Source organism: Pseudomonas sp. gcc21 (assembly GCF_012844345.1).
Lineage (GTDB): Bacteria > Pseudomonadota > Gammaproteobacteria > Pseudomonadales > Pseudomonadaceae > Halopseudomonas.
In genome coordinates, this window is record NZ_CP051625.1 from 3,210,938 (window position 1) to 3,233,909 (window position 22,972).

The 22,972-nt window shown below is 58.4% G+C and carries 27 protein-coding genes and 1 pseudogene; 15 read left to right on the plus strand and 13 right to left on the minus strand.

Going from position 1 to position 22,972, the window contains the following annotated elements:
• Positions 1-74: 74 nt before the first annotated feature.
• Together HG264_RS14765 and glnA are read right to left on the minus strand one after the other, a co-directional pair.
• On the minus strand, positions 75-719 hold the full coding sequence (locus HG264_RS14765) for a DUF4124 domain-containing protein (protein ID WP_169408342.1): 645 nt from the start codon (positions 717-719) through the stop codon (positions 75-77).
• Between the two features lie 201 nt (positions 720-920).
• On the minus strand, positions 921-2,324 hold the full coding sequence (gene glnA / locus HG264_RS14770) for a glutamate--ammonia ligase (protein WP_169408343.1): 1,404 nt from the start codon (positions 2,322-2,324) through the stop codon (positions 921-923).
• Positions 2,325-2,623: 299 nt separating this feature from the next.
• On the opposite strand from glnA, the gene thiI reads away from it, so the two are divergent.
• From thiI to dtd, 12 genes and pseudogenes are all read left to right on the plus strand, one after another.
• Positions 2,624-4,081, plus strand: a complete 1,458-nt coding sequence (gene thiI / locus HG264_RS14775; protein WP_169409160.1) for a tRNA uracil 4-sulfurtransferase ThiI — start codon at positions 2,624-2,626, stop codon at positions 4,079-4,081.
• A 140-nt stretch (positions 4,082-4,221) separates the two neighbouring features.
• Entirely contained in the window at positions 4,222-6,033 is a 1,812-nt protein-coding gene (gene typA, locus HG264_RS14780; protein ID WP_169408344.1) for a translational GTPase TypA, read from the plus strand.
• 281 nt (positions 6,034-6,314) lie between these two features.
• Positions 6,315-7,889 (plus strand): right-handed parallel beta-helix repeat-containing protein, encoded by a 1,575-nt coding sequence (locus tag HG264_RS14785; RefSeq protein ID WP_169408345.1) that lies wholly within the window; start codon positions 6,315-6,317, stop codon positions 7,887-7,889.
• Positions 7,890-7,908: 19 nt separating this feature from the next.
• Positions 7,909-8,037, plus strand: a pseudogene (locus HG264_RS18870) (hypothetical protein); the annotation flags it as partial.
• A 288-nt stretch (positions 8,038-8,325) separates the two neighbouring features.
• A complete protein-coding gene (locus HG264_RS14795; protein WP_150302102.1) occupies positions 8,326-8,577 on the plus strand; it encodes a GlsB/YeaQ/YmgE family stress response membrane protein in 252 nt (83 codons plus the stop codon).
• A 147-nt stretch (positions 8,578-8,724) separates the two neighbouring features.
• Positions 8,725-9,180: a VOC family protein gene (locus HG264_RS14800; RefSeq protein WP_169408346.1), complete on the plus strand. Its 456-nt coding sequence runs from the start codon at positions 8,725-8,727 to the stop codon at positions 9,178-9,180.
• Positions 9,181-9,259: 79 nt separating this feature from the next.
• Positions 9,260-9,781 (plus strand): superoxide dismutase family protein, encoded by a 522-nt coding sequence (gene sodC, locus HG264_RS14805; RefSeq protein ID WP_169408347.1) that lies wholly within the window; start codon positions 9,260-9,262, stop codon positions 9,779-9,781.
• A gap of 67 nt (positions 9,782-9,848) precedes the next feature.
• The gene (locus HG264_RS14810) at positions 9,849-10,385 is read left to right on the plus strand and encodes a DUF924 family protein (protein ID WP_169408348.1); all 537 of its coding nucleotides are present in this window, start codon (positions 9,849-9,851) and stop codon (positions 10,383-10,385) included.
• A 133-nt stretch (positions 10,386-10,518) separates the two neighbouring features.
• On the plus strand, positions 10,519-11,853 hold the full coding sequence (locus HG264_RS14815; RefSeq protein ID WP_169408349.1) for an META domain-containing protein: 1,335 nt from the start codon (positions 10,519-10,521) through the stop codon (positions 11,851-11,853).
• Between the two features lie 103 nt (positions 11,854-11,956).
• Positions 11,957-12,535, plus strand: coding sequence for an NnrU family protein (locus HG264_RS14820; protein ID WP_169408350.1), 579 nt, complete (start codon positions 11,957-11,959; stop codon positions 12,533-12,535).
• An 87-nt stretch (positions 12,536-12,622) separates the two neighbouring features.
• Positions 12,623-13,594: a prolyl aminopeptidase gene (gene pip / locus HG264_RS14825; RefSeq protein WP_169408351.1), complete on the plus strand. Its 972-nt coding sequence runs from the start codon at positions 12,623-12,625 to the stop codon at positions 13,592-13,594.
• 2 nt (positions 13,595-13,596) lie between these two features.
• Positions 13,597-14,034: a D-aminoacyl-tRNA deacylase gene (gene dtd / locus HG264_RS14830; RefSeq protein WP_169408352.1), complete on the plus strand. Its 438-nt coding sequence runs from the start codon at positions 13,597-13,599 to the stop codon at positions 14,032-14,034.
• 2 nt (positions 14,035-14,036) lie between these two features.
• Here the strand turns inward: dtd and HG264_RS14835 are convergent, their stop codons facing one another.
• Both HG264_RS14835 and HG264_RS14840 read right to left on the minus strand, forming a co-directional pair.
• On the minus strand, positions 14,037-14,630 hold the full coding sequence (locus HG264_RS14835) for a 2-hydroxychromene-2-carboxylate isomerase (RefSeq protein ID WP_169408353.1): 594 nt from the start codon (positions 14,628-14,630) through the stop codon (positions 14,037-14,039).
• 19 nt (positions 14,631-14,649) lie between these two features.
• Positions 14,650-15,378 (minus strand): SDR family oxidoreductase, encoded by a 729-nt coding sequence (locus HG264_RS14840; RefSeq protein ID WP_169408354.1) that lies wholly within the window; start codon positions 15,376-15,378, stop codon positions 14,650-14,652.
• Positions 15,379-15,489: 111 nt separating this feature from the next.
• Here HG264_RS14840 and HG264_RS14845 point away from each other — a divergent pair, with 111 nt between their 5' ends.
• A complete protein-coding gene (locus HG264_RS14845) occupies positions 15,490-15,978 on the plus strand; it encodes a helix-turn-helix domain-containing protein (RefSeq protein WP_169408355.1) in 489 nt (162 codons plus the stop codon).
• Here HG264_RS14845 and HG264_RS14850 read toward each other — a convergent pair whose 3' ends face one another.
• The 9 genes from HG264_RS14850 to ubiE all read right to left on the minus strand — a co-directional run bounded on the left by HG264_RS14850 (position 15,979) and on the right by ubiE (position 21,959).
• A complete protein-coding gene (locus HG264_RS14850) occupies positions 15,979-16,686 on the minus strand; it encodes a 16S rRNA (uracil(1498)-N(3))-methyltransferase (RefSeq protein WP_169408356.1) in 708 nt (235 codons plus the stop codon).
• Positions 16,683-17,483, minus strand: a complete 801-nt coding sequence (gene tatC, locus HG264_RS14855; RefSeq protein ID WP_372240178.1) for a twin-arginine translocase subunit TatC — start codon at positions 17,481-17,483, stop codon at positions 16,683-16,685. The genes HG264_RS14850 and tatC overlap by 4 nt, the downstream gene beginning before the upstream one ends.
• The gene (tatB, locus tag HG264_RS14860; protein ID WP_169408357.1) at positions 17,452-17,910 is read right to left on the minus strand and encodes a Sec-independent protein translocase protein TatB; all 459 of its coding nucleotides are present in this window, start codon (positions 17,908-17,910) and stop codon (positions 17,452-17,454) included. Before tatB ends, tatC begins: the two co-directional genes overlap by 32 nt.
• Before the next feature lie 6 nt (positions 17,911-17,916).
• Positions 17,917-18,147: a twin-arginine translocase TatA/TatE family subunit gene (gene tatA, locus HG264_RS14865; protein ID WP_169408358.1), complete on the minus strand. Its 231-nt coding sequence runs from the start codon at positions 18,145-18,147 to the stop codon at positions 17,917-17,919.
• 23 nt (positions 18,148-18,170) lie between these two features.
• Positions 18,171-18,503, minus strand: coding sequence for a phosphoribosyl-ATP diphosphatase (locus HG264_RS14870; protein ID WP_169408359.1), 333 nt, complete (start codon positions 18,501-18,503; stop codon positions 18,171-18,173).
• On the minus strand, positions 18,496-18,909 hold the full coding sequence (gene hisI, locus HG264_RS14875; RefSeq protein WP_169408360.1) for a phosphoribosyl-AMP cyclohydrolase: 414 nt from the start codon (positions 18,907-18,909) through the stop codon (positions 18,496-18,498). Before hisI ends, HG264_RS14870 begins: the two co-directional genes overlap by 8 nt.
• A gap of 73 nt (positions 18,910-18,982) precedes the next feature.
• Positions 18,983-20,578 carry a ubiquinone biosynthesis regulatory protein kinase UbiB gene (ubiB, locus tag HG264_RS14880; RefSeq protein ID WP_169408361.1) on the minus strand — a complete coding sequence of 532 codons (1,596 nt, stop codon included), beginning with the start codon at positions 20,576-20,578 and terminating at the stop codon, positions 18,983-18,985.
• Positions 20,575-21,198: an SCP2 domain-containing protein gene (locus HG264_RS14885; protein WP_169408362.1), complete on the minus strand. Its 624-nt coding sequence runs from the start codon at positions 21,196-21,198 to the stop codon at positions 20,575-20,577. Before HG264_RS14885 ends, ubiB begins: the two co-directional genes overlap by 4 nt.
• Positions 21,198-21,959 carry a bifunctional demethylmenaquinone methyltransferase/2-methoxy-6-polyprenyl-1,4-benzoquinol methylase UbiE gene (ubiE, locus tag HG264_RS14890; protein ID WP_169408363.1) on the minus strand — a complete coding sequence of 254 codons (762 nt, stop codon included), beginning with the start codon at positions 21,957-21,959 and terminating at the stop codon, positions 21,198-21,200. Before ubiE ends, HG264_RS14885 begins: the two co-directional genes overlap by 1 nt.
• 155 nt (positions 21,960-22,114) lie before the next feature.
• Between ubiE and HG264_RS14895 the strand changes: the two genes are divergently transcribed.
• Together HG264_RS14895 and HG264_RS14900 are read left to right on the plus strand one after the other, a co-directional pair.
• Positions 22,115-22,390, plus strand: a complete 276-nt coding sequence (locus HG264_RS14895) for a polyhydroxyalkanoic acid system family protein (RefSeq protein WP_169408364.1) — start codon at positions 22,115-22,117, stop codon at positions 22,388-22,390.
• A gap of 153 nt (positions 22,391-22,543) precedes the next feature.
• Positions 22,544-22,954: a phasin family protein gene (locus HG264_RS14900; RefSeq protein ID WP_169408365.1), complete on the plus strand. Its 411-nt coding sequence runs from the start codon at positions 22,544-22,546 to the stop codon at positions 22,952-22,954.
• The last annotated feature ends 18 nt before the right edge of the window (positions 22,955-22,972 follow it).

Here is a 22,972-nt window from a genome sequence, read left to right on the forward strand (position 1 = left end):
ATTGCCGTTGAGGTGGGCACTTATGTTACCAGTGCGCACCAAAACAGTGCGCACGGTAACGGAGGGAGAGCGGATCAGTTACCAGACCGGCTGGGAGCAGGGACGTTGGGTGCGCGCGGTGCGGCGGGAGCGCGGGGCGCCTGATTGGCACTGGCGCGACCCGGCTGGTTCAACGAGGTGCGCTGGATGTGGATCTGAAGCGGCTTGCTGCGCTGGATGACTTCGCCTCGAACGTTGACGACGACAGCGGTGATCGCGTGGCTGCCCCGATCCAGCTCATTGAGCTGCAGCTGATGGGTCGCATTGCCGTTTCCGGGCACCGGTTCGCTGGCGAGGCTGCCATCCACTTCGGCACGTAGCAGGTGGTTGCCGCTGAGCGGTGGGTCGGTCTCGACAGTAAGGCTCAAGGTGCCGTCGTTGGCGCGAACAGCCTGATCGTTTCCAGGCGAGGTGATCGCCAGCCGCTGGTAAGCGATCTGGGACTGCTGTCCGGATGAACGGGAAGGGTCCCGGTCGTTTTCCTGCCATTCCATCGTCGAGGCTGGAGGTGGCTCGATGGTATTCACCGGCCCCAGGTCAATGCTGTCTGCGTCCGGGTGAGGCTGATCGGAAAAAACGCGATTGCCGTTTTCGTCAGTCCAGGAAAAGACCTGGGCTGAAAGGCTGCCCGCGTAAAGCACCAGCAAGACCATGCTGGCCAGAATCGATATGCGAACCATGCTGCTTTACTCCTGTGGATTGCCCTTGGGCGTGTCTCGGTCATGTGCCGTACAACCCGAAGGGACGGGGCCGTTTTGCAACGGCAACAGAGCTTAAGAGTTGCATCCCGCGCAGTGGCTGGCAAGTTGCTATGTCTCAGTTGCGGACAGACGAAAAAAAAGGGCGTCCCAACGGACGCCCTTCTTCTAATCAACGGTCAATCAGACGCTGTAGTACAGATCGTACTCAAGCGGGTGAACGAAGGTACGCACCTTCAGTTCTTCAGCCGATTTGAGTTCGATGAAGGCATCGATCAGCTCATCGGTGAATACGCCGCCCTTGGTCAGGTACTCGCGGTCGCTGCTGAGCGCTTCGAGTGCTTCCTTCAGGCTGCCGCATACCTGCGGGATCTGCTGTGCTTCTTCCGGAGGCAGGTCATACAGGTTCTTGTCCGCAGCGTCGCCGGGGTGGATCTTGTTCTGGATGCCATCCAGGCCGGCCATCAACAGTGCAGAGAAGGCGAGGTAGGGGTTGGCAGCCGGATCCGGGAAGCGGGCTTCGATACGGCGCGCCTTGGGGCTGGAAACATAGGGAATCCGGATCGAGGCGGAACGGTTGCGGGCCGAGTAGGCCAGCATGACCGGTGCTTCGAAGCCCGGAACCAGGCGCTTATACGAGTTGGTCGACGGGTTGGTGAAGGCATTCAGCGACTTGCCGTGCTTGATGATGCCGCCGATGAAGTACAGGGCAGTATCGGACAAACCGGAATAGCCTTCGCCTGCGAAGGTGTTCTTGCCATCCTTGGAGATGGACATGTGCACGTGCATGCCAGACCCGTTGTCGCCGTATAGCGGCTTGGGCATAAAGGTCGCTGTCTTGCCGAAAGCATCGGCCACGTTGTGCACGCAGTATTTCAGGGTTTGAACTTCGTCAGCCTTGTGCACCAGGGTGTTGAACTGTACGCCGATCTCATTCTGGCCGGCGGTGGCGACTTCGTGGTGATGTACTTCGATGACCAGGCCCATTTCCTCCATGGCGTTACACATGGCGGTACGCAGCTCGTGGTCGTGATCAACCGGCGGAACCGGGAAGTAGCCGCCTTTGGTGGCAGGGCGGTGACCCTTGTTACCGGTCTCGAAGTCCGCATCGGTGTTCCAGCCTGCCTGTTCGGAAAAGATCTTGAACATGGAGCCGGACATATCGGACTTGAATTTCACTTCGTCGAAGACGAAAAATTCAGGTTCCGGGCCAACGAAGACAGTGTCACCGATACCGGTGGATTTCAGATATTCTTCGGCGCGGCGGGCGATGCTGCGTGGATCGCGCTCGTAACCCTGCATGGTGGAAGGTTCGATGATGTCGCAGACGATGATCAGCGTCGGTTCTTCGGTAAAGGGGTCCAGAACCGAGGTTTCGTCATCGGGCATCAGGATCATGTCGGAAGCTTCGATTCCCTTCCAGCCAGCGATGGAGGAGCCGTCGAACATCTTGCCTTCTTCAAAAAAATCATCCTTGACGTCGCGGGCCGGCATTGTCACGTGGTGTTGCTTGCCCTTGGTATCAGTGAAGCGCAGGTCGACCCACTTCACGTCAAATTCCTGGATCAGTTGCATCGCTTTCGACATGGTTTCCTCCAAAGAAACATTTGCCCGGGCGGCTAGCCCGGATCTTCAAATTCGAGCGGAATTCAGTTCCCGCATCCGCTGAGGTACAGGTTAGCAAAAGCTATGCCATATCGAAGCCGCGCTGAAATGGGCACGATAGAGCTATATAGCGACTTGTGGTGCAGCAGGGCGCCGTTGCGCTGCGCAATTAGAGTGCAGTAAACCACGTTAGTGCTCAAATTTGGTGCAGATTATACAGCTCGGCCCTTCACAACCGGTATAGGCGTATAATGCTGCGCTTTGCCTGGTTGTCGCCGCTCATGAAACTGATCATCAAGTTCTTCCCAGAAATAACCATCAAGACTCGCCAGGTGCGCAAGCGCTTCGTGCATCAGCTCAAGACCAACGTGCGCGTGCTGCTCACCGCCATTGATCCGGGCGTGAAGGTGGGTGGTTCCTGGGACAGTCTCGAGGTCGTGCTCGGCGATGACCCTTCTGTGCAGCAGCGCTGCATCGAACGCCTGTGCAATACCCCGGGTATCGCCCACATACTCGAGGTGCGTGACTATCCGTTGGAGACACTCGATGAGCTGGCCGAACTGTGCGTCGCCAGTTTCGGCGATCAGGTCCGCGGGCGGACCTTTGCTGTGCGCTGCAAGCGCGTAGGCCGGCATTCGTTCAGCTCGCAGGATGTAGCTCGGCTTGTCGGGGAGCAGCTCATGGCGCGCTGCGGTGCGACAGGCGTTTCGCTCAAGGCGCCCGATGTCGAGGTCAAGCTGGATGTGCGGGATAACCGCATCTGGCTGATCCAGGCTCGTCACGAGGGGATGGGGGGGTTTCCGCTGGGCACGCTTGAGCCGGTGCTCAGCCTTTTGTCCGGCGGTTTCGACTCAACTGTCGCCAGTTACCAGATGCTGCAGCGCGGACTGCTGCCGCATTTCGTTTTTTTCAACCTCGGCGGACGCGCGCACGAGCTGGGCGTCAGACAGGTGGCTCACTACCTGTGGGAGCGGTATGCGGCGAGCCATCGCCTGCGTTTTATCAGCGTACCCTTCGAGGGGGTGGTGGCAGAGCTCCTACAGAACGTCGAGAACAGCCAGATGGGCGTTGTGCTCAAGCGCATGATGTTGCGGGCGGCAAACCGTATCGCCTGGCGCCTGGACCTGAACGCACTGGTGACCGGCGAGGCGATCTCACAGGTCGCGAGCCAGACGTTGCCCAACCTGGCGGTTATCGATCAGGTTAGTGATCTGCTGGTTCTGCGTCCTCTTATCACCAGCAGCAAGATGGATATCATTGACACCGCCCGGCGCATTGGCACCGAAGCCTTCTCCAGCAGCATGCCGGAATATTGCGGCGTCATTTCGGTCAATCCGGCGATCCGCACCTCACCTGCCAAGGTTGCCGAGGCGGAAGCCAGCTTTGATTTCGCCATTCTTGATGAAGCGGTGAAGAGCGCGCGGTATAGCGATTGCAGCGAGCTTGAGCTGGATCTCGAGGGAGCTGACGCGGTCGAACTGGTCAGCCAGGCGCTGCCGGGTCAGGTAGTCCTGGATATTCGTGCGCCGGACGAGCAGGAGCTCAATCCGCTGCAAATTCCGGGCGTTGAGGTCATGCACGTGCCGTTCTATACCCTGAACAGCCGCTTTGCCGGGCTGGACGCGTCGCGGGCTTATCTCCTGTACTGCGACAAGGGTGTCATGAGCCAGCTGCACGCTCAGTACCTGCTTGATGCGGGGCACGGCAACATCCGTGTGCTACGATTGCCCAAGGTCTGAGTCAGACTTACAGACAGTCCAGAATGGGTCTGTGACGGTGTTTCGTTCAAAAAACATACACTGTCACGGCTGTCTCTGTATAATGCCCCCCTCATTTTTATAAGCCGGCCGACAGCCGCGCATTTCCCAGGACGTCCATAGTGATCGAGAATCTCCGTAATATTGCCATTATTGCCCACGTTGACCACGGCAAGACCACACTGGTCGACAAGCTGCTGCGTCTGTCCGGCACCCTGGACCGTAAGGAGCTCGAGAACGAGCGCGTGATGGATAGCAATGACCAGGAAAAAGAGCGCGGCATCACCATTCTGGCGAAGAACACCGCTCTGAAATGGAACGGCTACGACATCAACATCGTTGATACCCCCGGCCACGCCGATTTCGGCGGCGAAGTAGAGCGCGTGATGAGCATGGTCGATTCCGTGTTGCTGGTCGTTGATGCGCAGGATGGTCCCATGCCGCAGACGCGTTTCGTTACGCAAAAAGCCTTCAAGGCGGGTCTGCGTCCTATCGTGGTCATCAACAAGATTGACCGCCCGGGTGCGCGCCCGGACTGGGTCGTTGACCAGATCTTCGATCTGTTTGATAACCTCGGCGCGACCGACGAGCAATTGGACTTCCCAATCGTGTACGCCAGCGCCCTGAACGGGATCGCCGGTCTGGACCACGAGAAGATGGACGACAACATGGACGCGCTGTTCCAGGCGATCGTCGACCATGTTCCGACGCCCGCTGTCGACGTGGATGGCCCGTTCCAGATGCAGATTTCCCAGTTGGACTACAACAGCTTCCTGGGTGTAATCGGTATCGGTCGTATCGCGCGCGGCACCGTCAAGACCAACACCCCGGTCATCGCCATCGGTCCGGATGGCAAGAAGCGCCAGGGCCGGATTCTGAAGATCATGGGCCACTCCGGCTTGCAGCGGGTTGAAGTCGATCAGGCCCAGGCCGGTGATATCGTCTGCGTCAGCGGTATGGACGAGCTGTATATCTCCGACACGCTGTGCGACATGAACAACGTTGAAGCACTACCGCCGTTGTCAGTCGACGAGCCGACCGTCTCCATGACATTCCAGGTCAACGACTCGCCGTTCTGCGGTAAGGAAGGCAAGTTCGTTACCAGCCGCAACATCAAGGAACGCCTGGAACGAGAGCTGCTGCACAACGTTGCGCTGCGCGTTGACCAGGGCGATGACGCAGACAAGTTCAAGGTCTCCGGTCGTGGCGAGCTGCACCTGTCGGTATTGATCGAAACCATGCGCCGTGAAGGTTTCGAGCTGGCCGTTGGCCGTCCTGAAGTAGTCATCAAGGAAGTCGACGGCGAGAAGCAGGAGCCGTACGAAAACGTCACCATCGATATCGAAGAAGTTCATCAGGGTCCGGTAATGGAACAGATGGGTCTGCGTAAAGGTGACCTGAGCAACATGGTTCCGGATGGCAAGGGCCGTATCCGTCTCGAGTACACCGTACCCGCACGCGGTCTGATCGGTTTCCGTAACTCGTTCCTTACCATGACGTCAGGCAGCGGTATTCTAACCTCTACCTTCAGTCACTACGGTCCGCTCAAGGGTGGCGAAGTAGGTCACCGTCAGAGCGGTGTGCTGGTCTCCATGGCCACTGGCAAGGCGCTGACCTATTCGCTGGAAACCCTGCAGAGCCGCGGCAAGCTGTTCCTTGCTCCGGGTGACGAGATCTATGAAGGTCAGCTGGCCGGCATTCACAGCCGTGACAACGATCTGGTGATCAACCCCACCAAGGGCAAGAAGCTCGACAACATGCGTGCTTCTGGCAAGGACGAAACCATTGCCTTGGTTCCGCCGATTCGCTTCACCCTCGAACAGGCACTTGAGTTCATCGATGATGACGAGCTGGTCGAGGTAACGCCGAAGTCGATTCGTCTGCGCAAGAAGATTCTCGACGAGAACCTGCGCAAGCGTGCCAGCAAGGGCTAACGTTTTACGTTGAACAAGAAACCCGCCACTCAGGCGGGTTTTTTGTGCCGGTTTGTCCGTCATCGTGCAGTACCGACGATCACGAGTGCTGAGCCTGTGGTGGCTAATCGATACATGGATCAGTGGCCTAGCCCATTTGTGTGAGCGGGCTACCGGCGACAGCTTTCCACCCGATTGGGATTGCGAACTGCCCCGCTTTTCGGGGTTTTGGCGTTATGCCTTTCTGAGCGAGCCGATTAGGGTTAGTGCACCCTGGCCGGGAGAACAACAGGAAGCCAATAATGCCATCATTCTCAGCCCTCCGTTTGCCTGCGGCGCTCGTCGCACTTGCCTATGTCCTGGCCGCGCCGTTGCCAGCCACTGCCGGGCCCGGCTTCCTCTCTTTGCCAGGAATAATGATGCCTGCGGCGAACCCGGTGCCAACGCCGGAGCCGGTAACAGAAATAACGGCCAGCACGCGTGTGAACGGCAATCAGGTCAGCATCGACTGGGTCGCGACTGGCGTGGCGGTTCGTGATCAGGAGATCTACCGCCACACCCAGGCGGAGCTCAATGGCCGGGTGCGTATTGCTTCATTAAGCGGCACCGCCCGAAGCTTTACCGATACCAATCTTGCGCCGGGCACTTATTACTACTCGATCAAGGTTCGCGATACGGCGCTTCAGGTAATCAATTCGAATGCAGCACGCGCGGTGGTGGCAGGTGACAACCCGGGCGATGAGCCGACGTTTGATGCGGAGGTATTCCGTAACGGAGATGCCTGGACCGCGCGCAATGGCAACAACGTGGTCTATCGCGGCGGCGACATGCTGGATGCAATGCAGGCCGCGGTAGATAGTCTGACACCCGGGCGTACCCGCAAGGAAACCGTACTGGTACGTGATTCCGGTGTGGTCGGGCCCCATGCGTGGGATGGTGATGTCAAATCCGTGGACCTGCCCAGTTACACCATTCTTGATGTGCGCGGGACTATCCGGGTCGAGGATAGCGGTGACGATACCATCGTGCCCATCCGCGCGATGCGCGCCAAGGCAATCGAGATCCGTAATCTGAAAATCGAAGGCAACCCGCGCTACGGGGTCTGGATTCAGAGCTCGAGCGATGTTCAGCTGGGTCACATTCAGATGCTGTTGCATGCGACCAGAACAGTGGGTCTGGGTATCCGGATCGATCATGCCAAGGGGCCGCGCTCAAGCAAGGTACGCCTGGATTACGCGCGCATCGAGGGCTCAAAGCACCACGGCGTCGAGACCTATGGCGTGGACGATCTGGTCATTGGCAACGTGGTAACAGTGGATACCGGCGGCTCGGGGCTGATACTAAACGATACCAGCAACGCTCGAGTCGGATCCGTGCATGCCACGCGACCGAGCGTTAACGGTGGAGGGTACGCTGGACTGCGGCTGGCCAACAACGCGGGACCTGATATCCGAGTCGATCAGGTAACGGTCCGTGGCGGCGCACGTGGAGTGTTCTGCGTATCGGGTAGCCACGGTATTACTGTCGACCGGGTCGACATCGAGGGAACCGGCCAACAGGGCATTCTGATCGAGGACTGCCAGTCCGTTTCGATTAATGGAGGCAGTGTGCGTAACAGCAATGCTGAAGGCGCACGGATCGCCTCTCGCACCTCCAACGAACATCGCCCCTCTTCCAATAACACCCTGCAGAACCTGCGCATCACCGATGACCGGCGCAATCCTGCCCAGCCGTATGGCATTCGGGAAACCGCAGCAGGCGGAACCAGCAACAACCGCATCCTCAATAACGATCTGCGTAATGCCGGCACGGTAACCGATCTGGCGACGGAAGCGCCGGGCACTCGCGTATCAGGCAACCGGTTGACCGGGCAATAAAGCACCGACCTCGCTCTGGGGGCACAGCGACAACAGCGAAGACGAACGGCGAATTACTTTCGCTTTCAACCATTTCGACAACGTCTATTCGCGTGCGCCCTTGTTACGCTTTGGCCAGACACGATGCACGCAACAACCAGTTCAATAACGTGACCTGGCAGGATGGTTCCGATTGCAGTATTGCCGGCCCCAGCCCCGCCGGGTCAGCTACACGCCGCCCTACGGCTATGACTCGCTGCCAACCAATCAGGTCAAGGAACATGTGGTGGCCGATGCAGGGGCGGGTCGCTGCCAGCTTTAGTCCGGAAACTTCGGCCGCGGCTTATGTAGACCGCTGGTTATATGCGGGCTGACTCGGGGTTAGCGAACTGAGTTGCACCTCTCTGGTCTCAAGCGTTACGCAATGTTTGCGCCTGAGACCAGAGGAGGTATATCCATGGGTATTATCGGTACGATCATCATTGGCCTTATCGTGGGCCTGATTGCCCGTTTTCTCAAGCCGGGCAACGACAGCATGGGCTGGATCATGACCATTCTGCTCGGTATCGGCGGTTCTCTGCTGGCGACCTACGGCGGCCAGGCGCTGGGGCTCTACGAAGCGGGAGAGGGCGCAGGATTCATTGGTGCAGTCATCGGTGCGATCATCCTGCTGGTGATCTACGGCATGGTAACCCGTGGCAAGGACTGAGCAGGGAATGAAACAGGGCTGCCTTAGGGTAGCCCTGTTTCGTTTTACTGTTTGCTGCGTGGCTGAATGACTATCGAGCTTCAGGCATATCAACTGTCAAATCTGGACTAGGCTATACAGTCAGGCAGCTCAAAGGCAGGGCATCCTATGTTCACCTACATAATGCTTGGCAGCAGCGATCTGAAACGCTCGGCAGGCTTTTACGACCATACGCTAGCTCCGCTTGGTATCGCCCGTTGCGGTGGCCCACAGGATGAAGCGGAATGGGAAGATATTGTCGGCTGGGGCGTCTACGAACAGAACGGCGCGTCAGAACTGGCGTTGTGGCTGTGCAGACCCTTCGACGGCCGCGCTGCCACGGTGGGTAATGGCACCATGGTTGCGCTGAAGGCTGACAGTTGGGCGGCCGTACGGGAATTTCACCGGGCGGCGATGGATAACGGCGGCATCAGCGAGGGTGAGCCTGGGCTGCGTCCGCACTACGCAGATGACTTTTTCGTGGCCTATGTTCGTGATCCTGATGGAAACAAGCTGGCCGCGGTCTGCCGTGGCTTTACCGAGGAGCAAGTGGTAGCCGCAGCAAACACCTCGCAGGCTCCATGAAATGGCGGAGCGGTGAATACACGAAACGTTGGACAGAGAATCTCGACAGTTCGATCAATCAGCAAATAAAGGAGACATCATGAAAGCAATCCATTGGTTGGCCCTGGGGGCAGCGATGTCGGTTGGCGCCGCGCAAGCAGCCTCCACCGATGTCACCATAAACCAGGTCAGTGGCGACGGCGTTGAGCAATCAGTTGGTCAAGTGACCATCCAGGAAACTGAACACGGCCTGGTTTTCACGCCCAAGCTGAGCTCCCTGCCTGCCGGCATCCATGGCTTCCATGTGCATGAAACAGGAAGCTGCGAACCGGGTACAGACAACGGCAACAAGGTCGCGGCTAAGTCGGCCGGCGGACATTTCGATCCAGAGAAAAAGGGCGAGCATCATGGTCCTTACGGCGACGGGCACCTGGGCGACTTGCCGGCGCTCTACGTCGACGAAGAAGGCAATGCCGAATATCCGGTGCTGGCGCCACGGATCAAGAAGTTGGAAGAAATCAAAGGTCGCGCGCTGATGATTCATGCCGGTGGCGACAATCATTCAGACGATCCGCAGCCGCTGGGTGGTGGCGGTAAACGGGTTGCCTGCGGCGTGATCTAGGCATGTCCCGAGCTGTTCGCTGGCGGGGTTGCAAGCCCTGCCAGCCCTGACGATATCTGGACGGACCATGTACGCCGGTGTTCTGAATTTCTGGTTCAACGAAATCAAGCCAGCAATGTGGTGGAAGAAAGATCCGCAACTTGACCGCCTGATTGCTGACCGTTTTGGGGCAGTGCATGAGCAGGCCGGTCGTGCTGAACTCTCTGGCTGGCGCGAAAAAGCCGAGGGGCGGCTGGCCGAGATCATAGTGCTGGATCAATTTTCAAGAAACATCTACCGCGACAGCCCGCAAGCTTTCGCCTGGGATGGAATGGCTTTGGTGCTGGCGCAGGAAGCCATTGCCGCCGGTGCCGACCGCGGCTTGCCTGTCGAGCAACGCGGGTTTATGTATATGCCGTTCATGCATAGCGAATCGCTGGTAGTTCATGAGCAGGCAATGCGCCTGTTTTCAATCGAAGGTCTGGAAGACAGTTTTCGGGTTGAACAGCGCCATAAGGAAATTCTCCAGCGTTTCGGTCGGTATCCCCATCGCAACGCAGCGCTGGGGCGGCCGTCCACAGACGCCGAGATCGCCTTCCTCAGACAGCCAGGCTCCAGCTTCTGATCGAGTCCCGCTGTTCTCATTTCTCCAGGTAAATTTCATGGTGGCCAGTCAGTTGGCCCTGCTGCCATTGCTTTGCTGTGAACGCGGCGAAGGATGTGGCAGTCTGACGAAATGCCATCAGAGGAGTCCATCAATGCGGTATCTGCTATCTGCCATGTTCATCAGTGTTTCGCTTTCCATGTTGACCGGCTGTAGCGATGACTCGCCCGCACCTGCTCAAGCCCCTCCGCCCGACGCCTCTCAGCCCGGCGATGAGCAAAAGCAGATGTTGCGCATTACCGGTGACCTGACCTATCAGGCGCGCACAGCTCTGCAACCGGAGAGTCAGGCAGTCATCGAGCTGCGCTACGCAGCGTCGGACGAGAATGAGCCGGAGAGTGTTCTGGCCCGTCAACGTATTGATCTGATTGGCCGCAACGTCCCTGTGCATTTTGTGCTCGAAGTCGACCCCGAGGAATTGCGGCGCGCCGACGCGTATCAGTTACGCGCCATGATCATGGAAGATGAGCGTGCCACCTGGTTGGCTGAGCCCGTGGAGATCGGCCCAACAGCGGAGGAAATCAACCTCGGTGAGCTGGTACTGCTGCCGCATCGAGAGGCGGCTTTCTCAAGCATTCTCTCCTGTGGGCAGGCGCAGATCAGCGTTGGTTATGAAGGGGACGATCTGATTCTTGAGGTGGCGGATGATGAATACGTTCTGCTCCCGGTGGAAACGCATGCTGGCGCCCGGTTCGAGGCCGAAGGGGACCCTGCGACGCGCTTCTGGAGCCGCGGCGATAGCGCATTGCTGACGCTTGAGGGCAAAGCCTATCCTGAATGCGTGCCGCCGGGCGCACTGCCCAAACCGTTCCTCGCGTTCGGCAACGAGCCGGGCTGGCAGGTTCGGTTGGATAATGGCGAGCTGACCTGGCAACGTCCCGATCAGAATCAGGAGTTCACCTCGCCATACCGCATCAGTGACGATAACAGCGAAGGCGTGACCATCGAAGCCGGTCAGCTGGACAGCGACCATCAGTTGAGTCTGACCGCCAATCGCAGTATCTGTTATGACAGCATGACCGCTATGCCTTATCCCCGTGAGGTTTCCCTGACGTTTGATGGAGAGACGCTGCAAGGCTGCGGCGGCGACCCTACGCGTTTGTTGCAGGGCGCAGAATGGGTTGTGGAGGATATTAACGGCGGAGGGATTATCGACGGTTCGCGGGTGGATCTGGCCTTTCTGCACAATGATCGATTGGCCGGTCAGGCATCCTGCAATAACTATTCGGCTGAATACGAACTGACCGCAGAAGCGCTGATGGTGAGAGACGTGATCAGTACGAAAAAGGCGTGTGCACCGGCATTAATGGAGCAGGAGCATCGCTTTATCGATATGCTGCAGCGTGTGCAGCGATTCAGATTCAACGAACAGGATGCGCTGGTTCTGCTTACTGCTGAAGGCGAGTCGCTGACCGCGAGAATGCGCTAGAACGATTGGCGAATCGAGCAGTAGCGGACTCGGCCCGGCGTCGCAGCAAGCGCTTGCTAATACAATGCGACCCGTACCTCCAAAACAATCGAAAGGATAGAAAATGTTAGCTCTGGTGGCAGGTTTGGTGATCTTTCTCGGCATCCATTCGACGGGGTTGTTTGCTCCGGATTGGCGCGCTGCGCAGAAGCGGCGGCTCGGTGAGAACACCTGGAAGGGGATCTATGCACTGATCGCGCTGGTTGGTCTGGTGCTTATCGTCTGGGGATACGGCCAGGCCCGAATGGATCCTGTGTGGTTGTGGATCCCGCCAGTCTGGACGCGACACCTCGCAGCGCTGCTGACGATACCTGCCTTCGTACTGTTGGTGGCTACCTATTTGCCCGGCACGAAAATGAAGGCCAGGATAGGGCACCCGATGTTGCTTGGGGTCAAGTTCTGGGCTATTGCGCATTTGCTGGCCAACGGCAGCCTGGCTGACCTGCTGCTGTTCGGTGGCTTACTGATCTGGGCCGTGGCGCTGTTTGTCGTGCTGCGCCGGCGTGATCGCGCTAACGGTGTGATACGCCCCGCAGGCAAGGCCAGCCGTGACGGGATGGCCGTGGTAGTCGGATTGGTGCTCTGGGTTGTATTCGCGCTCTGGTTGCATGAATGGCTGATCGGCGTGCGGCCCTTCGGCTAGTTCGTGGCTGCAGATGACAGCCATCGCGCTGGTGAGTAATGTTGCTAAACACAGTATCGGTTGAGATGGACATTCAGGAGCCCAGCCATGCAACTGTTGTATCCGGAGATCAAACCCTACGCTCGGCATGAGCTGGCCGTCGAAGCACCGCACGTTTTATACGCTGATGAAAGCGGTGAGCCGGACGGTTTGCCGGTGGTTTTTCTGCATGGCGGGCCAGGAGCCGGTTGCGATGCGCTAAGCCGACGCTTCTTTGATCCGTCGGTGTATCGCATCGTTACTTTCGACCAGCGCGGAGCAGGTCGCTCGACGCCCCACGCCAGTCTTGAGAACAACACCACAGCGCATCTGATCAGCGATATGGAAGCGCTGCGTGAATTTCTCAAGATCGACAAGTGGGTGCTCTTTGGTGGCTCCTGGGGGTCGACGCTGGCATTGGCCTATGCCCAGGCGCATCCGGACCGGGTCAGCGGCATTATCCTGCGCGGTATCTTCCTCTGCCGTGACCAGGACATCCGCTGGTTTTACCAGGAGGGCGCCAGCCACATCTTCCCGGATTACTGGGAGGATTATGCTTCGCTTATTCCGGAGGTGGAGCGGGGTGACATGGTCTCTGCCTATTATCGCCGGCTGATTGGTGATGACGAGATCTGCCGGATGCACGCCGCCAGAAGCTGGTCAGCCTGGGAAGGCCGTTGCGCCACGCTGCGCCCGAGCGCCCAGGTCATTGACCGCTTCAATGACTCTCGCCGCGCCTACGCGATGGCCCGGATCGAGTGTCACTATTTTATCAACAAGGCTTTTCTCGAGCCGGACCAGCTTTTGCGTAACATGCCTTCTATCGCGCATATCCCCGGCATTCTTATCCATGGTCGCTATGACATGGTCTGTCCGCTGGATAATGCCTATGCCTTGCACCAGAGCTGGCCGGGCAGTGAGTTGCAAATCATCCGTGACGCTGGGCACGCTGCGTCGGAAGCCGGCACGGCAGACGCACTGGTGCGCGCCACGCAAAGCATGGCGCAACGCCTGTTACACCTGGCTCCTCAAGCGGAATAGACATGAAGGGACTGTTGCAGCGGGTCAGTCAGGCCCGGGTGGAAGTAAACGGGGAGGTTGTCGGAGCGATCGACCAGGGTTTGCTGGTGCTGGTCGGCATCGAACCGGAGGACGATAAGGCCAGCGCCGACAAGCTGTTGCAACGGCTGCTGCGCTATCGAGTATTCGGGGATGCCGAAGGCCGTATGAACGCCTCGCTGCAGGACGTCGAGGGAGGACTGCTGCTGGTATCGCAATTTACTCTGGCTGCCGACACACGCAAAGGGTTACGCCCGGGATTCTCCACCGCGGCTCCGCCCGAGCGAGCGGCTGAGCTATTCGAATACCTGCTCGGGCAAGCGCGTGAGCATCACCCTGACGTCAGCAGCGGAACATTCGGTGCTGACATGCAGGTGCATCTGGTCAACGACGGACCGGTGACCTTCCTTCTCGAGGTGTGACGCTAGCTCTGGCGCTTTAGCGCTTCTTCAACAAACTCGAGGCGGTCCTGCCCGAAGAAGAGCTCGTCGCCAACGATGATGCTGGGTGCGCCGAATACGCCTCGGGTGATGGCTTCCTCGGTGGTCTGGCGTAGCCGATCTTTCACCGCCGGATCACCAATCAAACCCATCACTTCGTTCGGGTTGAATCCGTTGCGCTCAAGCACCTCGGCCACGATTTCCGGTTTTCCCATGTCCAGTTCGTCTACCCACATAGCGGTGAATATTGCGGACAGATAGCGCTCGAAGTGTTCCGTGTTCTGATAAGCGGCGGCACCGCGCATCAGCTGCAGCGTATTGATGGGGAAAAACGGGTTGTGGTTGAGCGGGACGCCGTAGCGCCGGGCGAAACGCTGGAAATCCTGACGCGTATAATTGCCCTTGGCTGGCACGGTCGCCGGAGAGCTATTACCCGTTGCTTGAAAGACGGCACCAAGGAGCATGGGCTTCATGTCCAGCTTGGCATGGTGTCGCTCAGCAATGGTCCGGATCTGGGTCCACGCCAGGTAGCTGGCTGGACTGCCGACATCGAAATAAAACTCGATTTTCTTATTCATATTCGCTCCGCTTAACAGTTTAAAAGGTTTCCATCCAGGGACGCAGATCCAGCTCATGGGTCCAGCAGTCCCGCGGCTGGCAGTGCAGCTGCCAGTATTGCTCGGCGATATGCTCCGGATCGAGAATGCCGGCCTGATCCTTCAGTGCATAGCGCTCAGGGAAATTGTCCCGGATGAAAGCGGTGTCGATCGCGCCGTCGATAATCGGATGGGCTACGTGGATGCCCTGCGGGCCGAGCTCTCGGGCCATGCTCTGGGCGAGCGCACGCAAAGCGAACTTGGCGCCGGCGAAAGCGCTGAATCCGCTGCCGCCGCGCAGTGAAGCCGTAGCGCCAGTGAAAATGATGGTGCCGCGCTGACGCGGCAGCATCACCCGGGCAGCTTCGCGTCCGGTGAGAAAGCCCGACAGGGCGGCCATTTCCCAGACCTTGCGATAGACCCGTTCGGTGGTTTCGGTAATGGCGAAGCGCACATTCGCGCCGATATTGAATACCACTACTTCAATATCCCCCAGATCGCGTTCAACCTCTTCGAACAGCGCCACCATCTGTTCCTCACTGCGCGCATCACAGCCGAACGGGTGAGCCTGGCCGCCCGCAGCCTCGATGTCGTTCACCAGCGGCGCCAACTTATCGGCCTGACGGCGGGTGACGCACAGAGTGAATCCTTCACGGGCGAAGCGCCGGGCAATGGCGCTGCCGGTAGCATCGCCAGCACCAATTACAATGGCAACGGAGGGTCTGGACATAAAAGGCTCCTACGTGTGTGATTAGAGTTCTATTTAGGAACTTAGTCGATAGTCAGTTTCTTTTTGGAACTTGTCAAGTTAGGCTTGGACACTGTCGATAGGAGAAAAACCATGCGTTGGGAAGAACTTGAACAGCAGCCCTGTTCCATTGCCCGGACGCTCGCGGTCGTCGGTGATCGCTGGACGCTGCTGATTCTGCGCGATTGTTTTCTGGGCGTTCGGCGTTTCGATGCGTTTGAAAAGCGGCTAGGGGTGACACGTCATGTACTGGCTGAACGGCTGAAGAAACTGGTGGAGCATGGCGTGTTGGTCAAGGTGCCTTATCAACAACGTCCGCTACGAGAAGAGTACCGCCTGACCGAGAAAGGGCTCGAACTGCATCCGGCCATTCTGGCACTGGTGAGTTGGGGAGACAGACATATGGCCGATGAGCGTGGCGCACCGGTCCGGCATATCCACAAGGGCTGCGAGAAAGCCATGCGGCCGGTTACCGTCTGTTCAGAGTGTGGCGAGCCGGTTACGGCCCGGGATGTAAGAGTAGAGGCCGGAGAGGGCTGGCAGGACGAGGCGCAGCAGGTTATCGCTCCTGCACAAGGCTGATCAGTAGAGTCTGGATATCAGCGCCGTCACAGCCGTTTCGACCCGCAGAATCCGCTCACCCAGTTGCACCGGTGCGAAGCCGGCTTCGACCAGTTTTTCCACCTCATAGGGTATCCAGCCGCCCTCCGGGCCGATCGCCAGGGTTGCCGGGGATGTCAGGGCACGGGGGCAGGGCGGATAATCACCGGGATGCGCAACCAGGGCCTGGGTGTTGGTGATCAGCTCGGGCAGGCGGTCTTCGACAAAGGGTTTGAAGCGCTTCTCGATAATGACCTCGGGCAAGACGGTGTCGCGGGCCTGCTCAAGGCCGAGCAACAGATTGTCGCGCAGCGCAGCCGGTTTGAGAAAAGGCGTTTGCCAGAAACTTTTCTCGACGCGATAACTGTTGAGCAGAATGATGCGCGGCACGCCGAGGGTCGCGCAGTGCTGCATGATGCGGCGAAACATTTTCGGTCGCGGCATCGCCAGCAGCAACGTGAGCGGCAGCTTGGGAGGCGGAGGTGTGTCAAGGGTAATGCTGAGTTCGGCCTGAGTATCCGAGAGCGAGAGAACCTGCGCCTGTCCCATCATGCCGCCGATGCGGCCGACGCGCAGCGTATCACCGGTGCTCAGCTGCTGAATTTCAAGCATATGACGCAGACGGCGACCGCTCAGTGTTACGCAGGAGGTATCGCTGAAGTCCTGCTCTTCGAGCAAGAGCAGGTTCATGCCGGCGGGTTGTCCTGCGCGTCCTGTTCGGAATCCTTGTTACGTTTTAGTAGCAGGCTGAATAGAATCCCCACCTCGTACAGCAGCCACATTGGACCTGCCAGCAACGCCTGGGAGATTACGTCCGGAGGCGTCAGCACCATACCGATGATGAAGCAGCCCACGATGACGTAAGGGCGGATTTCGCGCAGCTTGGCCACATCCACTGCCCCGGTGAGTACGAGAAGAACCGTCGCTACCGGGATCTCAAACGACAGCCCGAATGCCATGAACAGGGTCAGGACGAAATCCAGATATTTGTTTATGTCGGTCATCACCGCTACGCCGGCAGGCGCGGTGCTGGTGAAGAAGCCGAACACCAGTGGAAATACCACGTAATAGGCGAACGCCATGCCGGAATAGAACAGGATGATGCTGGATGCCAGCAAAGGTATTGCCAGCCGTTTTTCATGGCGGTACAGGCCCGGGGCGATGAAGCCCCAGATCTGATGCAGCACGAAGGGCATGGCCAGGAACAAGGCGCTGACCAGCGCCAGCTTGAAGGGCGTCAGGAAGGGCGATGCCACATCGGTGGCAATCATGCTGGTGCCTTCGGGCAGGAACACGCGCAGCGGCTCGGAAATAAAGGTGTACAGATCGTTGGCGAAGTAGAACAGGCCAGCGAACACCAGCATCCAGATCACCACGATGCGCAGCAATCGCGAGCGGAGTTCGGTGAGGTGTGCCACCAGGGGCATGTCTTCGGCCAGCTGGGCCGGGGTGCGCTTATCGCTCATCGGGACGTGTCGGAGAGTCATCGGTGGTATCGTCGACCGACGGCATCGGGCCGTCGGGGGTAGCCAGGGTATCGGTTGCCGGGGCAGTCTGCTCGGTGGATGTTACGGTCGTATTACCGGCGCGCTTGACGTTTGATTTGCTGACCTTGGGGTCTGCAACCGGGGCACCGGGGTCCGGTCTGGCAGGTTGCTCCGGTTGCTTGTCCTGCTTGCCCTGATTCCCGCTTTTCTCCAGGCCGGACATGATGCGCTCGTTATGCAGCTGCTGGCGAATCTCGTCCGCGCCGATTTCGCGCTCGACCTGAGAGCGTACATCTGCGAACCCGCGCTTGATACGGCCTATAAACAGTCCGGCCGTGCGCACTGCGCCGGGCAGCCGTTCGGGCCCCAGTACCAACAGGGCAACGATGGCCACCACCAGCATTTCAATGAAGCCGATATCAAACATGGACGATCAGTCCCGGGAGTGAGTTTCCGACTTTTTCTCAGGCTGAACGTCCAGGGTGTCCCCGGTCTTGTTCTGAACCGAGGGCTTTTCGTCTTCATCATTGACCGATTTGCGGAAGCCCTTGATGGCTTCACCCAGATCGCCGCCGATGCTCTTCAGACGCTTGGTGCCGAACAGCAGGACCACGATCAGCAATACGATCAGTAATTGCCAAACACTAATGCCGCCAAAACCCATTGCAAACCTCCAGGGCAACGCCCTCAGTTATGTTGACGCGACGCCTTTTCGGCCAGGCCGGAAAGGTCAAAGCGCCTTTCAAGTTCTTTCAGTACATCGTCTGGCCCGAGACCCAGATGGCTGAGCATGACCAGGCTGTGGAACCACAGGTCGGCTGTTTCATAGATCAGCTCCGACTTGTCATCGCTGTGCTGACAATCCTTGGCGGCCAGGAGTGTTTCAGTACACTCCTCGCCAACTTTTTCCAGAATCTTGTTCAATCCCTTGGCGTGCAGACTGGCCACGTAGGAAGCGTCCGCTCCAGCCTGTTTGCGTTGCTCCAGTACCTTGGCCAACCGGCTCAGCGTGTCACTCATGTTTATGCTCGTAAATGTGGTGAGGGTCTTTGATGACCGGTTCGACTGTCTGCCATTTCCCGTCGGTGAAGACCCGGTAAAAACAGCTCTGCCGACCCGTATGGCAAGCGATGTCACCGAGTTGCTCGACCATCATCACGATCACATCACCGTCGCAGTCCAGGCGTAGTTCGTGCAGTACCTGAATATGGCCGGATTCTTCGCCCTTGCGCCATAGCTTGCGACGTGAACGGGACCAGTATACCGCTCGATTCTCCTGCACGGTGAGCTGCAGCGACTCGCGATTCATCCAGGCGACCATCAGCACGCGGTTGCTATGAATATCCTGGGCAATCGCAGGTATGAGGCCATTCGCGTCCCACTTTATTTCGTCGAGCCAGGCCGTGTTCTGGGAAGTATCTGTCATGCGTGCAAGTGTGCCAGTTATCAGGGGACGGATGCCAGTTTCGGGCGTATCCCTTAGGGAGAATAGACAGCGTCTAGTGTTTACGGATCACCAGCCAGCCACCGGTGCCCACCAGCAGCCAATGCAGGGGCTGCGCCTGGGTCCACAGATTGACATCCGTGCCCAGACCACTGGCGCCCAGTACCACCAGCACAACGCCGATCAGACGCAAGGCACGGTTGGAATCGGGCGCGCGAGCTGCCGGCTCCGGTTCCTGCTGCGCCAGACGATCCATGGCCCGGCGCGTAGAGCTCAGCAGCGGTGGGATCTGCTCCAGCTGTTGATGCAGTACCCGCGCCTGGTGCTGGGGCATCATGCGCTCACGCATCCAGCGTTCGAGATAGGGTTGGGCGGTACTCCACAGATCCAGATCGGGATACAACTGCCGGCCCAGCCCTTCAATGTTCAGCAGGGTTTTCTGTAGCAGCACCAGTTGCGGTTGGACCTCCATGTTGAAGCGCCGGGCTGTCTGGAACAGCCGCAGCAACAACTGGCCAAAGGAAATATCCTTCAGCGGCCGGGAAAATATCGGTTCGCAGACGCTACGGATGGCTGCTTCGAATTCATTGACGCGCGTACCTGCCGGGACCCAGCCCGAGTCAATATGCAGCTGCGCCACCCGGCGGTAATCGCGCTTGAAGAAGGCCAGCAGGTTGCGCGCGAGGTAGTCCTGGTCCTCGGGGTTGAGGCTGCCGACGATGCCGAAATCGATGGCGATGTACTGGGGCTGCCAGGGGTGGCTGCGCGATACGAATATGTTGCCCGGATGCATGTCGGCATGGAAAAAACTGTCACGAAACACCTGGGTGAAGAAAATCTCGACGCCAGTCTCGGCAAGTTTCTTCAGGTCGGTACGTTGATCGAGCAGCGCGTCCAGATCGGTGACAGGGAGGCCGCTGATGCGCTCCATTACCATGACCTTGTGACGGCACCAGTCCCAGTAAACTTCTGGGATGTAGAGCAGTGTGGAGTTCTCGAAATTGCGCCGCAGCTGTGAAGCGTTAGCTGCTTCACGGTACAGGTCGAGTTCGTCGAAGATTGTCTTTTCATAATCGCTGACAACCTCAACCGGGCGTAGCCGGCGACCTTCGCTGGAAAAACGTTCAAGCGTGCGTGCGGCGAGAAACAACCACTGGATATCCTGGTGAATCGTCGCGCCAACGCCGGGCCGGGTGACTTTTACCACCACCTCGGTACCGTCATGCAGACGCGCTGCGTGTACCTGGGCGACCGATGCAGAGGCCAGCGGTTGGTCGGTGAAGCTGGCAAACACCTCGTCAATGGTCTGGCCCAGCTGTTCTTCGATGCGTTGCCGGGCGAGTTCGGAGGGGAAGGGCGGAACCTTGTCCTGCAGCCAGGCCAGTTCAAGTGCCACGTCATCCGCGAGCAGATCACGGCGCGTAGACAGTATCTGTCCGAACTTGATGAATACCGGCCCCAGATCTTCACAGGCCCGGCGTAGTCGGGCGCCGCGGCTCATCTTCGGTGCCCGATGCAGGCGCCAGGGGCCGATTTTCAGCACGAAACGCGCAAACCAGGGCAGCGGCAACTGCAGGATGAGCTGATCAAGCCGATAGCGGGTGAAAATTTGCAGGATGCGAAACAGGCGAACAAACGCGGTGAGGTTCATGCGTCGGGGGTGTCCTGAGGCGGCTTCTCTAGGCGTTGCAGGCGGGCTTCAAGCCGGTCCAGGCGAAGTTGCAGCGCGTGGAGTTCTTCCGCGGCGACGTTGGCCTCGGCTTTGCCAACCAGTTGGCGGGTTTCTTCAGTCAGATAGCGGCCCAGGCTGTGGCTCAGGCTCTCATGCGTCTGTGCGCCCCAGTTACGGCCGCTGCGCAGCACGGTTGCTATTGCATGGGCGGCAACCGGACCCAGCCAGCGTGCCAGTTCGGCTTCGCCATCAATGCGCAGGTCGCCAAATATATTCTGTAAGGTCACCAATACCTGGCTATCCCCACTCAAAACCACCTGGGGGTCCTGCAGCAGGCGTTGGCGCTGATTGCTGACCACCAGCTGTGCCAGCAAATTGCTGGGGGCGGTAAGGGTGCAGTCGGGATCAAGCTCGGACTGGCTCATCAGCCGGACCTCGCCTTTCGCAGGCAAAACGAATACCTGCCAGTCAGGCGAGGTGCCGCGTATCAGGATAACCTTGCCCGCCAGCGCCGCGAGACGTCTGGCGGTCAGCGGATCACGGGCAATAGCCTGTTCCAGGCTGTACTCGATTCCCGCGAGCATGGCCTGCGTCAACATCAGGGCTTGATCCCTCGGTGTAACGCCACGATGCCGCCGGTCATGTTGTGATAGGTGACGCGGGCGAAACCGGCTTCTTCCATCATCGCCTTGAGAGTTTCCTGATCCGGATGCATGCGGATTGACTCGGCCAGATAACGGTAACTGTCGGCGTCCTGGGTGATCAATTTGCCCATCAATGGCAGGAGCTTGAAGGAATATTGATCGTAGACTTTGGAAAATAACTGATTGCGTGGCTTGGAAAATTCCAACACCAGCAATCTGCCGCCGGGCTTGAGTACCCGTAGCATCGACGCGATCGCCGCTTCCTTGTGTGTAACGTTGCGCAGGCCGAAGGCAATAGTGATGCAGTCGAAATGATTGTCAGGAAAGGGCAGCGCTTCGGCATCCGCCTGAACGAAGCGGACATTGCCGGATACGCCGCAGTCGAGCAGTCGATCCCGCCCGACCTTCAACATCGAGGCGTTGATATCGGCCAGCACCACTTCGCCGTCGGGGCCGACCAGCGACGAAAACTTGCGTGTCAGATCGCCGGTACCGCCGGCAATATCAAGGACCCGGTTGTCCCGGCGAACACCTGAAAGCTCGACGGTGAAGCGTTTCCACAACCGGTGGACGCCAGCCGACATCAGGTCATTCATCAAGTCGTACTTGGCCGCTACAGAATGGAATACATCCGCTACTTTTGCGGCTTTCTCCGATTCCGGCACGCTTTTGAAGCCGAAATGAGTGGTGTTGTCTGAGTTGTGCTTGTCGGTCATGGGGTCAGCGCCTTGGCAAATCAACCGACATTCTAACCGCAAATTGCGGGAGCGGGGCCGGTTTTGCTGTAGACAGGCTGTCGCAGTCACGGATGACGAAAAGTCGGCAATGCGTCATCATGCGGCCTGGATAAATCCGCAGACGAGACACCTTCATGGCAACCGTAGATATCACGCGAGAACACGCTCTAGGTAAGGAAACCGCCCGGGAACGCGCACAAAAGCTGGCCGATAAACTGGCACAGAAGCTCGACGCCAAGTGCGAATGGGATGGCGATCAGCTGACATTCAAGCGCAGTGGCGCTGACGGCACCATTCACGTCGCTGAAGATAACGTCAGGGTTGTCGTCAAACTCGGCATGATGCTCACGCCCATGTCCGGCATGGTCAAGAACGAAATCGAAAAGGCTCTGGACAAGTATCTGGCCTGATTTGACCGCTGCTGACCTGGCATCGCGCCGCCGATCAACGGTCAGCAGACTTTCGTGATTAGTATGTTTTTTCTAATTCTCCCGCGTAGCTTGAGCATCAGAAGCCGGTGATCGACCCGGTCTACGTCTCACTCAACAGTCGGGAGTTACACAATGGTCAAGCTCAACACCATCGAAGCAGAAGAACATGCATTGGCGTTCGCCGGTGACGTGCGGAAGTACGCTCACCAAATCTGGCTCGCCGGTCTTGGCGTGTATGCCAAGGCGGGTAAGGACAGTGCCGAATATTTCAAGACACTGGTCAGCGAAGGCGAGCAGCTGGAGCAGAACAGCAAGGAATTCATTTCCGAGCGCATCGACGCTGCGGGCACCAAGGTCGCCAGCCTGAAGGAGCGCTTGCAGGAACGTAACGGCGGGAGCCTGCATAAAGTCGAAGAAATGTTTGACGAGCGCGTGGCCTCGGCACTCGAGCGCATGGGTATTCCGAACAAATCGGATATCGAGCAGCTGTCCAACAAGCTGGACATGCTGAGCGCTTCGCTGAGATCAATGCAGGCCAAGTAAGCATTCAGAGGAGGTGTT